The sequence below is a fragment of the Streptococcus jiangjianxini genome (assembly GCF_040225085.1).
Lineage (GTDB): Bacteria > Bacillota > Bacilli > Lactobacillales > Streptococcaceae > Streptococcus > Streptococcus jiangjianxini.
In genome coordinates, this window is the sequence record NZ_JBEHGL010000032.1 from 1 (window position 1) to 12,197 (window position 12,197).

A 12,197-nucleotide genomic window follows, 5' to 3' on the forward strand; every position below is an offset into this window, starting at 1 on the left:
CTTTGATGATCTCGCTACGTTTCATACCGGCATTGTGAAGGTCAACGATTTGTTGCTTAAAGTCATCACTAAATTGACGACGTACTTTTCTAGACATATCTTTTCTCCTGTTTTTGATTACTATAGAACACTTTATAAATTCTGTCTAGTTTAGTGTAACCGATTCAACCTTAAATCAAGATGTGTTCTCTATTTATAATGTAACCTTTTATATCTCTTTGATAATTGTTATCATCTATACCTCTTATTCAGCGTATAGTTTGTGGCAATCACAGGGAAGAAAATAATGTTATAAACTTGTAAGGCTAGTAAAAGAGTTATTGATCTTAGAGCTACGACGATAGAGGAAAATTGTCAGTAAAGAAAAAATCTCCAGAGTCAGACGACGACTTTGGAGATTTTTCGATAGATAGTCTTTTGAATTCACTTTGATACGTGGTCACTTTCGAACTTGCCCTACTCATACTCTTCGAAAACCCCAAACAGCCCTTGTTGACTTGATTTGATGAAGACAGCTCTATCTGTATCGGCGTCGCCTAGTCTGCTTTTGACTTTCATTGAGTATTAAGTGCTGTTCTGCGTCTTTTCTGTTCCTTGTTCTGAAAGTTAATTCATTTGACGATACTCTGGTATTGAACGCCTACCTTTATTCCTCATGCTCTAACCTCTTGCTTCAATGCAGGAGGTTTTTGGCAGCAAAAAGAGCCCTTTTCAGGACTCTTCATTTTTATGATAATGATGGATTACAAACGAGCGTTAAGTTCTGCGCCGAGGTCTTCAAATCCTGGTTTACCGAGAAGGGCAAACATGTTTTTCTTGTAGGCTTCAACACCTGGTTGGTCAAATGGGTTAACACCATTGAGGTAGCCCGAAAGACCGATAGCCAATTCGAAGAAGTAAATAGCATATCCGAGTGTAAATTCGTTTTGTTCTGGAAGAGTCACAAACATGTTTGGTACGCCACCATCGGTGTGGGCAAGAAGAACACCATCCGTTGCTTTTTTGTTAACAAAGTCAACATCTTTACCTTGGAGGTAACCGAGTCCATCAAGATCTTCAGTCATTTCAGGGATAAGAACGTTTTTGCGTGGTTTATCAACACGAATAACTGTTTCGAAGAGGTTACGGTAACCTTCTTGGATGAATTGACCAAGTGAGTGAAGGTCTGTTGAGAAGTTAGCAGAAGTTGGGTAGATTCCTTTTTGGTCTTTACCTTCTGATTCACCAGCTAATTGCTTCCACCATTCGCCGAAGTACTGAAGTGATGGCTCATAGTTAGCCAAGATTTCAGTCACATAGCCTTTGCGGTAAAGTACATTACGAACGGCTGCGTACTGGTAAGCGATGTTTTCAGAGATTTTATCTGAAGACAATTCTTTACGTGCAGTGTTAGCACCTTCCATAAGGGCAGTGATGTCAGCACCAGCAGCTGCAATTGGAAGAAGTCCTACAGCTGTAAGGACTGAGAAACGTCCCCCAACATTATCTGGAACAACATAAGTTTCCCAGTTGTTAGCGTCAGCTTCGACTTTAACAGCCCCTTTAACTTTATCAGTTGTTGCATAGATACGTTTGTTAGCTTCTTCTTGGCCATATTTTTTAACCAAAAGCTCTTTGAAGACACGGAAAGCAATAGCAGGCTCAGTTGTTGTTCCTGATTTTGAAATCACGTTGACTGAGAATTCTTTATCTTGAACATATTCTACTAAATCAGCAAGGTAGGTTGATGAGATAGAATTACCTGCGTAAAGGATTTGAGGAGCTTTACGCTCTTCTGCTGTTTGCAAGTTAGCAAAGTGGTTGTTTAAGAAATCAATAGCAGCTTTAGCACCGAGGTAAGAACCACCGATACCGATGACAACAAGTACATCGCTGTCAGATTGGATTTTTTTAGCAGCTTCTTGAATACGAGCAAATTCTTCCTTGTCGTAGTTTTCTGGAAGATCAAGCCATCCTAGAAAATCTGATCCAGGTCCAGTACCTTGACGAAGCATACTGTCTGCTGCCGTTACTGATGCTTGCATGTAATCAAGTTCATGCGGTGCAACAAATTGATCGAGAACTTTTGAATAATCAAATTGAATGTGTGTCATTTTAATACTCCTGTTAATTTTGGATTCAGATACTATCATACTCTTTTGTGAGACTTTTTTCAATCATTTCAAATTATTTTTGTAAAATAATGTAAGCGTTATAAACAGTTTTAAATCAAAGTTTACTGTTACAGAAAGTTTCTTGAAAATAATGATTATATTTCAGAAAATCAATAGTGTGATTTGATGATTTCAACACGTGTGATAACTCCTTCTTTCATATTGTCAACACGTAAGGCAAGGTCTTTAATATGAATAAATGCTCCGATGGCAACAGTTTTATCTTCTGCTTTAAGATGGCGAGCCATAAAGTCACGCATTAATTCCTTGTCTTTGCAAGGAATATCAACACGAGCCAGAAGGTTAGCCATTTTAACAGTTTGACTACCTCGGACGATGATGCTATTAGGGTCATCGAAGTGACTGAGAAGGAATTTACGTGATGCAAAAAGGATTGCCAAACTAATAACCGTTAGTAAAGTGTCCAAGGCACTACCGTGAGAAACGACCAGTTGACGAGCTAAAGCAAAGAGTAGGACTTCAATGATGGTACTTGACGTGTGTTTAGTCAACATTTTAATCAATTCGACCCCAATGGCAATGCTCATCGCTTGATTAAGAAAATGTTGCAGATAATGTTCAATGGTGTTATTTGACTGAAAAACGCCTGATATATCAAAGACCAACCGGGCTGTTAGGGTTGCTAAAACAACGGCTAGAATAATTGAAATGATAATTTCAACATAGAAGGACAACTCATAAAGTGTAGTCTGGAAAAATTTTCGCATAAAGACTCCTGATACAGTAGATTGGAAAGGTTAGTTTTCCTTGTTCTTATAGTAACATAAATGAGCTTTCAAGGTGGGAAGCATTTCTTGAAAATGTGAAATCCTTTATATCAAAAAAACTAGCCAGTTAAAAAACTAACTAGTTGAATGAAATGCTTTATAGCAAGGTTAGCACATCGATGTCAGGTCGAGGGGCTGCATCTTTATGATAACGGATTGGCAAGATAATGAGGGAGATAACCATTGTGACACCAGCAATCATGACCAATTGCAAGAGTGGGTCGGTATCTGTGCTTGTTTTGAAGATAGTATCTTGGATTAATTGCCATGATGATGAGACAGGAAGGTATGGACGAATAGCTTTTAGCGCAGGTGCCATGAGGTATTCTGGGATCATAGTACCTGCTGTCACAACTTGGGCTAATGTTAAAGGTAGGGTGACAAGGAAAGCAACTGCTCCAAGGACCATATAAATAGCTAAAATCAGTTGGAAGCTAACAAAGGTATTGAGGCTTAGAATACCAAAGAGTTTAAGGGTGACTTCCTGATTAAAATGATTAATCCAAGCCAGCATGAGAGCACCAGCTCCGCCAACAGCCAATGAAATCAAGAGATAATCAACTTCAAGGGCAAGCCAACCTAACCATTTTCGAGAAACATTAGAACGGATTGCCTTTTTAAAAACAAAACTATAAAGGATGATGGATGAAATCATAGCACCGATATAACTGGATACAGGAGCAATCATGGGGGTCATAATGAGATTCATTTTAGACGTTGGTTTGGGATTAATGTCCTTACTGTTTTCAGAAACGCTATTGAGGTCAACGGCATTTTTAGCCATTTGCGTGAACCGCTCCTGGTAGTTAGCTGTAACTGTTTTTTGAACAACTTCGAGTTTGGTTGGATCCGCGCCAACTGCTTTTTTGATATCGGATTCGATTTGAGGTTTAGACACTTCCATCATGGATTTAACAAGGACAGCCTGCATCTTTTGACTAGATACTGCTAAGTTGATTTTGCTTGTTAATTTGCTAGCGATGGTTGTCCCTGTTTGTTTACTGATGGTATCACCAGCACTGTTATAGAAGTAATTGAGCTGGACAGCTTTGCCTTGAGCCATGTCTTCAGTGTAATGTTCAGGGATATTGATGACTAAAGCAGCCTTGTGGTTGCGAAGGATGGATTTGGCTTTTTTCAGGCTATTTTCGTCTTGGCTGGCAAAATCCAAGGTATTTTTCATGGATTTGACAATATCCTTGCCCTTATTACCGTCTTGGTTGACGTAGATAATCTTGCTTTTTTCAGGACGGTCAGCTGTGTATTTGTAGCCACCGATGTAAATACCAATCATAGCAACTTGATAAACCACTGCAATTATCATAGCGATTAACATGAGTTTATTAAGAACGATTTTTTTAAAAGTCATGATGTCTCCTTTTCGATTTTTTAAATCATAAAGGGTATTATAGGCTTATTTTTTAGCCTATTCAATCAGCGATTTTTTTAAATCGTTGCTTATCAAACACCTTTCGCAAAATCGTTGTATATTTCAGAAAAAAGACTAAAATAGTTAGTATTGAGGAGGGCATTCATGGATAAGCGAGTCATCAAAACCAAAAAGGCGATAAAAGAGGCTTTTGTCCGATTGCGACAGGATAAGCCTATTGAAAAGATTTATGTGGAAAACTTGTGTCGAGAAGCACTCATCAATAAGTCTACTTTTTATCGATATTACACCGATATTTATGATCTTGTGGCACAATTACAAGAAGAAGCTCTAGAACCAATTCGTCAGTTTCTTTTGGAAAATCCTATTCAAGAAGAGGATATGACAACTCTTTTGGATGACATTCAAACGACTATTCGTCAGGTTTACAGTGAAAATAGAGCGTTGTTTACGAACCAAGATGAAACTTTAGAAAAAACGTTTCAGCTCTATCAAGAGACCATTTCAGAGCAACTACCAGAGACCGTTCAGCTAAGACTTTCCTTTGCAGTAGGAGGGGCCTATGCCATCTTAAAAAACAATCATTACAGATTGACCCAAGAACAAGAAGATGTTCTGTACAACCTCTTTAAACGTATTTTTGCTGATTAAATGAACCGTTAATCTCAAACGACAATAAAAAGCCCAAATGGACTACACTGTAAGTGACAAAACATACAGGAGGTTAGTCCACATGAGCCACTTAAAGTATACCGCTAAATCCCATCATTTACAATGGAGTTTACCTCAATGATCACCCATTTGTCATCGCCTTTATCGCGAACATTGCCCAGATAAGTTTCAACATCGACGTAATATTGGACTAGCTAACGTTTCAGACGAGTCGCTATTAGTCTTGCTTTTGCTACAAGCTGAATTAGGCATTATGTCACAGCGCCATTTCTACAACATCTGTCGCTTGTTTCCTTGTGGTCAATTAAAGCGAGTTCAATTGATCCGAGAATCAATGAATGGCAAGGTATCCGATACTACCGCTATCGTGGACAGTTTTCCTTTGCCGCTTTGCCAAATCGTTCGCAATCATCGTGCAAATATTGTTAAAGGGATGGCTGATATTGGTTACAATGCGTCTAAACACCTGTGGTTTTACGGGTTCACGGTGCATATGCTCATCACCTTATCAGGTTATATTCTGAATTATGTGGTTACACCAGCCTCTGTTCATGATATCAATGTAGTTAGCGACCTATTAGAAGGTTGTCAACAGTCTGTTATTCTGGCTGATTTAGGCTATCTCAGTCATGATCTTAAAGAAGCCTTGAAAGGAGAAGAGGATCATTTATGGAGGCCTTTGCGACAAAATATGGATGGAGCTAATCAACATAACCATTGGCAGTTGATGGCGATGAGACGAACCATTGAGACACGCTTTTCTAAACTTTGCAGGCTATTTAATATTGAACAAACCTTGGCAAGAGGGCTGTCTGGGCTACAGATACGAATTGAACAAATGGTACTTGCCTATAATTTAAATTATTTTAAGACTAACTAGCACCACGGGTAAAATAGTATACCTCTGATATCATATTGGTATGGCTGCTCACTAGTTTTATGTAAAATGACTTAGAAAAGTATTGCTAAAGTGCGATGCTTTTCTTGAGTCGCATATGTCTTGCTCTTGTTCCATTTAGCTAAATAATGCTTTTGTTTTTTCAGGCAGGTTCGAAGTGGGAAATACCAAATGAATCTACGGTAAATAAAAGAGTTAAAAAGATTGTGAAAGAATTAAACATTAAGCCTATTATGACAGCTTATGGTGCTAGACATACTTATGGAAGTGTCAAAGTTCAAGAAGGTGTTCCATTAGAAGTTTTGGCGAGATGGTTTGGACATAAAGATACTAGTATGCTAAGAAGTATATATATACTTCTTTTAGATGAGACCAGAAATGAGTGGTTTGAAAGAGAAAAAAATTCTGGTGGGCAAACCGGTGGGCAAACGGGAAAATGACACTCAAAAAAGCCCTATTTCTAGGGCTTTTTTCTGTTGAGTTAGATGCCCCCTACATGTAGTTCACATATTATATAGGGGCATAAATGGTTGATTTAATAAGGTTTTAAAGTTTTAAATTTTATTAAATGAGCTAGATTATTTATCTTTCGCAACAAATTCGCAGCAATAAATACTTTACAAAAAATAGATACTACTAATACATTTTTCACTGTTATAATAAACTCAGAATTTGATTATTAAGATTGTCATCAATATTATTTATTTTTGGAATTAAAATTTTATATTACTGAGATTCAACTTGAAAATATAAACCAATAATTGTTAAGCCTAAAAATAATATCCAAATAATATTACTATTAAATACGTAAATTATAGAGAAGATACTAGTTCCAATTGGAATGCTGATCATAACTAAGAATGAAATAAATGATGATACTTGAGCAAGCATATTATCAGGAACATTTGTCATTAGAGTTGCACTGAACTTAGGGTTAAATTTTCCTACTAAAAAACAGTTAAAAGAAAAGACAAAAAGTACAAAAATAAATGGAAACTTCAAAAATAAAGAAATTGCTATTAATGCAAAACTATATAGTTCTAGTACTAGTATTTTTTTTAAAGGTAATCTTGAGAAAAAATCTTTAGGAAATAGACTTCCTAAAATATTTCCTAAAATCATTGTAGTGTTCAGAATTAATAAAGTTTGTCCGTAAGAGAAGTTATGCCATTTATTCTCTAGAAAGTATAGATTAAAAATGGGGATGATTGCAGATCCAAGTACATTTGAAATAATTACAGTCGTTATTAATTTGATAAATTGACTGTCAGATTTAGTTGAAAAAATTCCTTTGCTCGCGTTATACATTTCGAAGAAATTTCTAGAAAAATTGAATTTTGCTATTTTTTCTTTATTATTTATCAATAACGATTTAATAGATACTAAAATAATTGATGACATCAAAAAGGAAGAAGCATTTATTATGGCAACAAAACCAAAGTTTTTGTTTGAAATTTCAAGTAACCAAATACCAAAGGTTTGTCCACCTATTCCACAAATGAAGGAAATAATATTTCGAATCGAGTAAGCAGACATTAGTTCAGCTTGAGGGATATGATGCTTAAATATCGGCATTGAAACCCCAGACAATAGATTAGAGATACAATCAGAAACAATGTTGATAAGACAAATCACAGAAAATACTAAGTATGATTTCTGAGTGGTTAAATAGGCAATTATAATAAATAATATGGACTGAGAGATTCCTCCCCAAATCAACCATTTAGCTCTATTTTTTACTCTATCAGCACATTGTCCTATTAATAGTTGAAATAACACTGGGATCATCAATATAATGTTAGCTATACTTACAAGAGTTTTTGAATGATATGTAGAGGCAACATAAATGATAAAAACAATGTTATATATTGAAGAGCCAAATTGATTTAAAAAGGTAGATATAGAAGTATATCTGAAAAATCTGTTATTTATCAGTAGATTCATTAATAACCCCAATATAGTGATTAAATACTTGAATAAATTGTTCTTTTTCAACGAGTTTATACTCAACATAAAAACTAGTATTTAATAACAATTTTTCAGCATAAAATAAATAGTCGTCTTTCTTATAAATTTGTGAATATACGTTTAATAAAACTTCAGCAACACCTAGCATTCCATTAAAATATCCAGGTCTCTGAGCAAATTCAAATTTGAGGCTGTCAGTCAACTCGATGATAATATCTTTATATTTTTCTGGATCAAGTAATATTAAAACAGATATTAAACCGGCATTTCCAGAGTCTAAGTAAGGAGATCCATTGTTATTTTCAATTGGAACCATTCTCCCCATTTTAGTATAAATTAATTTATCAAGTATTTTTTGTAAACCATAGTTAAGTTCATCATTTGAAATTTTTCCAACTATATAGTTAGTATAAAGTTTACCTGCCAAACCATCAATTCCATATCTATCATACGAATCAATCTGATATTTTATATCATCTGAATCAGAAAAATAGGAGTGGTTACTTTTTATATATGGAATAAAATCGATACAATAAGAATTTTTTGGCAAATTAGAAACATCCAAATTATATTTTTGATTAGATTTTTTGACATATACTTGCTTGATAATATCCTTGGCTTTAACAATATTAGCATCTGATGTAAAGAGGTAACCAATTAAATCAGAAATATTTGAATAAATTCCGAAATTTTTCAATAATGTATCAAGAAGTTCTTTATTATATACGGTTTTATTATTTATTTGAAGTCTAGCAATCATAAAAAGAATCATATTACCCAATTTATTACAGTCTGCTATTTTTCCATCTAAACTATTCCATTCGGGTAATGCTATATCGTGATGAATACCAATAATTGGAGAATCTCCATATAAGTATGAATGCTCCATATCAACGAAAAAAATATTTTCATTAAAATCAACAATAAAATTATCGGGGTGTATATCATTTAATACGATATCATTTTCATGAAAATGATATATCAGATTTATTACTTTTTTAATAGTTGAAATAAATTTAGAAAATTTGAGAATGTTTTCTGATAAATCAAAATTAGTTTTCGTCCCAAAATTAAAAATTGTATACTCTTTTAAATAACTATATAGATTTGTTCCTTGAACTTCTTCATATATGTAGTATGTATTCAGCCATTCACTTACCTTTTCAATACATGAAGGTGTATAATTTTCAAGTCTATTTGTCAATAAATACTCATTTTCTCTTAACTTTCTTTTCTCAATATTATCGAAAAAAAGAATATTAGGTCTAGACTCTTTAAAAATTACTCCTAATCGACTTTCTAATATTTGACCTCTGTAGACATTTCCACCATTATTCTCAGAGATTAATTTATCAACTGTATACTTTCTTCCTAAATAACCATCTTTTAATTTTTCTTTAGGTTGAATATCATCAATCCATTCAGGAATTTCAAAATAGTTTTTTTGAAAATCTTGAAATTTTTGATTATTTGGACCATATAAAGTTGGAACACCTTCCTCCGTTTGTTTAGGATCAAATTTAATTACACCATATCTATAAAATACTGTTTTGGAATCTTTATATGGTCTATCACTCATGATATAGATACCTTCCTCCTCCTTTAGTGACTCATATAATTCTTCTAAAGCTATTAGTAATTCTTGTTTATCTTTTGGATAAATGGTGAAAAATTTTCCGGATTCAGCCATCGTTTCATTGACAGAAAAGTTATTCCAAATACTTTCATATCCATCTAAATATTTATATCCTAAATCTAGTTTTTTGAGAATTGGTTCAACGATTGAAAATATTTTATTGTAATTACTAATTGTTGCAGAAATATGTATCTTGTAACCCCAAAAAGGTAATTTATATGGTTGAATATTCTTGTAAATTAGTTCTTCTTTTTTCATTAATTTAATCCTCAGTGATAGTAGTGATCTTATAGAAGACGGTTTTTTCAAATTTTTGAGTATCTTTTAATTTTTCTTTTTTATCCGAATTTGAATAGTAATCAAACTTTTTCCCATTTATTACACATGCGTTTGTTGAAAATGACAATTCTTTTCTCCTTAGACCATGAAAAATTTTTTAAAAAAAGTAAAGAGCTAAACATTTGTCTAGCTCGAAATAATAAAAAAGTAAAAACCTTAATAGCATCCATTTGTAGTACCAACCATTAGTGATTGTTTGTGAGTTCAATGGTTTAATCCTATTAATGTCATTAATAAATGAAGTCATCAGTTAATCTCCTTTCATTATTTATATTAATAGGATAAATCATTTTATTGTTTAAATATATTTTTTGAATATAAGCAAAAAATCAATCTATGATATTTTTGAATTCATTGTAGTAATAGGTTGAAATGTCATCATAGCCTAAATCTTTAAAGATGTTGATTCCCTTCTTAATTAAAAAGATTCCTTTGTTTTTATCAAATTTTGTTAAATAATAACCATTGGCAATCATAAAAACAATTTTTAGATAAGCATCTCGAGTTTGGGAGAAATTTTGTTCTATTGTTTCAATTAATATTGAAGCATCTTCTAGTCTATTCTTTTCGACACTATAGAAGATTCCGTTTATTAGTATTGTCTGAACAAGAGTACTATTATAAGAAAGTCTTTTATAAAAATCAGAACGATGTAGCATTTCTTGACAATATTTTAAAAATGCATTTGGCTCAAACAGATGAATAGTTTCTGAGAAAAGAGTTAATTCATAATTTGCCCAATTTACCATCGAAAAGAGATAATTCTTTAGATATTCAATCAAATCATCGGGAATGAAATAATTATTATTCACAGATTTGATTCTAGCTTTAATTAATATATTGTTTAGTTTATGATATTGTTCTCGGCCATCAATTTTAATTTTATCTAGTTCTTTTTTCGCTAATTTTTCTAACCCAATTTCATTATATGGATTGTAGAAGTGATGAATGTTTTTTTGTAGTGTAGAAAAGTCTGTTGGTTTGTATTCTCGAACTAATAAGTTATATTCTTCAATATCCAAATAAATATTATCTAAACAAGTAAAAAGTTTTTGAGCAGACATCTCAGATTGACCACTTTCAAAACGAGAAAGCATAGATTCTGAAAACTCTTCTCCAGTTGCTTCACTCAAAGTTATTCCCCTTGATTTTCTCATACTTTTAAATGACTCTCCCATTTTACTTAGCATATGCCCCTCCTACTAATTTTATTTATTCTTATTAAAATTATTGACAGTACCTTTTCAAATATTTAGAATTATTATATCAGAAAATTTAGGTAAGTAAAAAACTTCTCCAAGTCTGTTAAATCAGGCTTTCAACTCAAAAAAGTATAATACTTAAAATAGGTCAGAGATGCGTGATATAATAATAAATATAAAGGAAGGGGATGGATTATATGAAAAAAAATAATCTGCCGATTTTAAATAAATTTCTGTTAAGTAGAGATTTTGATCTTGATGCGATAAAAGTAGATGATTTTAAACATCGCTTGAACTACTTAAGTGATAAGAAGAAAAGGATGCTAGTCGATGAACTTATTAATTCATCAAGAGATGATATTTATTGTGCTTTTAGCACAACATTTGTTTTTCAAACTGTCCCGTACTATAAAAAAGAAATCGGTGTTCATTATTTTGAAAGAGTTGTAACATTACTTGATACATTTGCTGGTAACTTACAAAGTACGATATATCGATTAGAGAATACAGAGTATTATACAGATATGCCGAGCTTGTCAAAAAGTGAGTTAGAGAATATAGTAATTGATGCAAAACAGTTCTTTGGTATGAGCAATCAAGAAAAAGACATTTTTCTCAAAGAGTCGCTTAAGATATTTTCAAAAAAAATAAATAAATTTCATCGTAATTATATTTTATTGAAAAATATAGAATTCAATAAAAGTACTTCTAACAGTTTAAAATCAAGTATTGATTATAATACAGAAGATCTTATCAGAGATATGAAAGTGTTCGCTAAGAAATTATCTTGGCTTGCAGAAGATTTAAAAAAAATAGGATAGAGTTTTTGGTCTATCCTATTCAATTCCACCAGTGGACGTAGTCCTTGGTTTTAAGATTTAGCTCTTCAAGTGAATGAAAGATTTCTTGATTAATAAACTCCAGTTTGAAAGAGCGATAGGTGCTCTCAGCTACGGCATTATCATAAGGACATCCTGCTTGACTTAGCGAACGAGTGATACCAAAGGCTCCTAACATCTCATCAATCAGCTGATTATCAAACTCCTTGCCACGATCAGAATGGAAAAGATTGACCTGGGTTAGTGCATAAGGGATACTCTGAATAGCTTGCTTTACGAGCGCTGCAGTCTTCTGCCAACCGACTGACAGAC

9 protein-coding genes and 2 pseudogenes are annotated in these 12,197 nt (G+C 33.1%); 4 read left to right on the top strand and 7 right to left on the bottom strand.

What is annotated here, in order from left to right; genetic code table 11:
• Positions 1 to 743 precede the first annotated feature (743 nt).
• From ABP870_RS10155 to ABP870_RS10165, 3 genes are all read right to left on the bottom strand, one after another.
• Complete coding sequence (locus ABP870_RS10155) at positions 744 to 2,093, bottom strand: glucose-6-phosphate isomerase (RefSeq protein WP_350015259.1); 1,350 nt, start codon at positions 2,091 to 2,093, stop codon at positions 744 to 746.
• A 170-nt stretch (positions 2,094 to 2,263) separates the two neighbouring features.
• Positions 2,264 to 2,881: a hypothetical protein gene (locus ABP870_RS10160; RefSeq protein ID WP_350015260.1), complete on the bottom strand. Its 618-nt coding sequence runs from the start codon at positions 2,879 to 2,881 to the stop codon at positions 2,264 to 2,266.
• A gap of 157 nt (positions 2,882 to 3,038) precedes the next feature.
• Positions 3,039 to 4,310 (bottom strand): ABC transporter permease, encoded by a 1,272-nt coding sequence (locus tag ABP870_RS10165; protein WP_350015261.1) that lies wholly within the window; start codon positions 4,308 to 4,310, stop codon positions 3,039 to 3,041.
• Positions 4,311 to 4,475: 165 nt separating this feature from the next.
• Between ABP870_RS10165 and ABP870_RS10170 the strand changes: the two genes are divergently transcribed.
• The 3 genes and pseudogenes from ABP870_RS10170 to ABP870_RS10180 all read left to right on the top strand — a co-directional run.
• Positions 4,476 to 4,982, top strand: a complete 507-nt coding sequence (locus ABP870_RS10170; RefSeq protein WP_350015262.1) for a TetR/AcrR family transcriptional regulator — start codon at positions 4,476 to 4,478, stop codon at positions 4,980 to 4,982.
• A gap of 82 nt (positions 4,983 to 5,064) precedes the next feature.
• Positions 5,065 to 5,883: pseudogene (locus ABP870_RS10175) on the top strand (IS982 family transposase).
• Positions 5,884 to 6,035: 152 nt separating this feature from the next.
• Positions 6,036 to 6,341, top strand: a pseudogene (locus tag ABP870_RS10180) (tyrosine-type recombinase/integrase); the annotation flags it as partial.
• Positions 6,342 to 6,627: 286 nt separating this feature from the next.
• Here the strand turns inward: ABP870_RS10180 and ABP870_RS10185 are convergent.
• The 3 genes from ABP870_RS10185 to ABP870_RS10195 all read right to left on the bottom strand — a co-directional run bounded on the left by ABP870_RS10185 (position 6,628) and on the right by ABP870_RS10195 (position 11,034).
• Positions 6,628 to 7,845 (bottom strand): MFS transporter, encoded by a 1,218-nt coding sequence (locus ABP870_RS10185; protein WP_350015263.1) that lies wholly within the window; start codon positions 7,843 to 7,845, stop codon positions 6,628 to 6,630.
• Positions 7,826 to 9,763 (bottom strand): class III lanthionine synthetase LanKC N-terminal domain-containing protein, encoded by a 1,938-nt coding sequence (locus tag ABP870_RS10190; RefSeq protein ID WP_350015264.1) that lies wholly within the window; start codon positions 9,761 to 9,763, stop codon positions 7,826 to 7,828. Before ABP870_RS10190 ends, ABP870_RS10185 begins: the two co-directional genes overlap by 20 nt.
• A gap of 410 nt (positions 9,764 to 10,173) precedes the next feature.
• Complete coding sequence (locus ABP870_RS10195; protein ID WP_350015265.1) at positions 10,174 to 11,034, bottom strand: Rgg/GadR/MutR family transcriptional regulator; 861 nt, start codon at positions 11,032 to 11,034, stop codon at positions 10,174 to 10,176.
• Positions 11,035 to 11,243: 209 nt separating this feature from the next.
• Between ABP870_RS10195 and ABP870_RS10200 the strand changes: the two genes are divergently transcribed.
• Positions 11,244 to 11,867, top strand: a complete 624-nt coding sequence (locus ABP870_RS10200) for a hypothetical protein (RefSeq protein ID WP_350015266.1) — start codon at positions 11,244 to 11,246, stop codon at positions 11,865 to 11,867.
• A gap of 19 nt (positions 11,868 to 11,886) precedes the next feature.
• On the opposite strand, the gene ABP870_RS10205 is transcribed toward ABP870_RS10200, so the two are convergent.
• The coding region (locus ABP870_RS10205; RefSeq protein ID WP_350015267.1) for an integrase core domain-containing protein at positions 11,887 to 12,197 on the bottom strand (311 nt) is incomplete at its 5' end.

Coding starts and splice junctions, on each gene's coding strand:
- ABP870_RS10200 (WP_350015266.1), top strand. CDS start 11,244: ATGAAAAAAAATAATCTGCCGATTTTAAATAAATTTCTGTTAAGTAGA.
- ABP870_RS10155 (WP_350015259.1), bottom strand. CDS start 2,093: ATGACACACATTCAATTTGATTATTCAAAAGTTCTCGATCAATTTGTT.
- ABP870_RS10165 (WP_350015261.1), bottom strand. CDS start 4,310: ATGACTTTTAAAAAAATCGTTCTTAATAAACTCATGTTAATCGCTATG.
- ABP870_RS10190 (WP_350015264.1), bottom strand. CDS start 9,763: ATGAAAAAAGAAGAACTAATTTACAAGAATATTCAACCATATAAATTA.
- ABP870_RS10170 (WP_350015262.1), top strand. CDS start 4,476: ATGGATAAGCGAGTCATCAAAACCAAAAAGGCGATAAAAGAGGCTTTT.
- ABP870_RS10185 (WP_350015263.1), bottom strand. CDS start 7,845: ATGAATCTACTGATAAATAACAGATTTTTCAGATATACTTCTATATCT.
- ABP870_RS10160 (WP_350015260.1), bottom strand. CDS start 2,881: ATGCGAAAATTTTTCCAGACTACACTTTATGAGTTGTCCTTCTATGTT.
- ABP870_RS10195 (WP_350015265.1), bottom strand. CDS start 11,034: ATGCTAAGTAAAATGGGAGAGTCATTTAAAAGTATGAGAAAATCAAGG.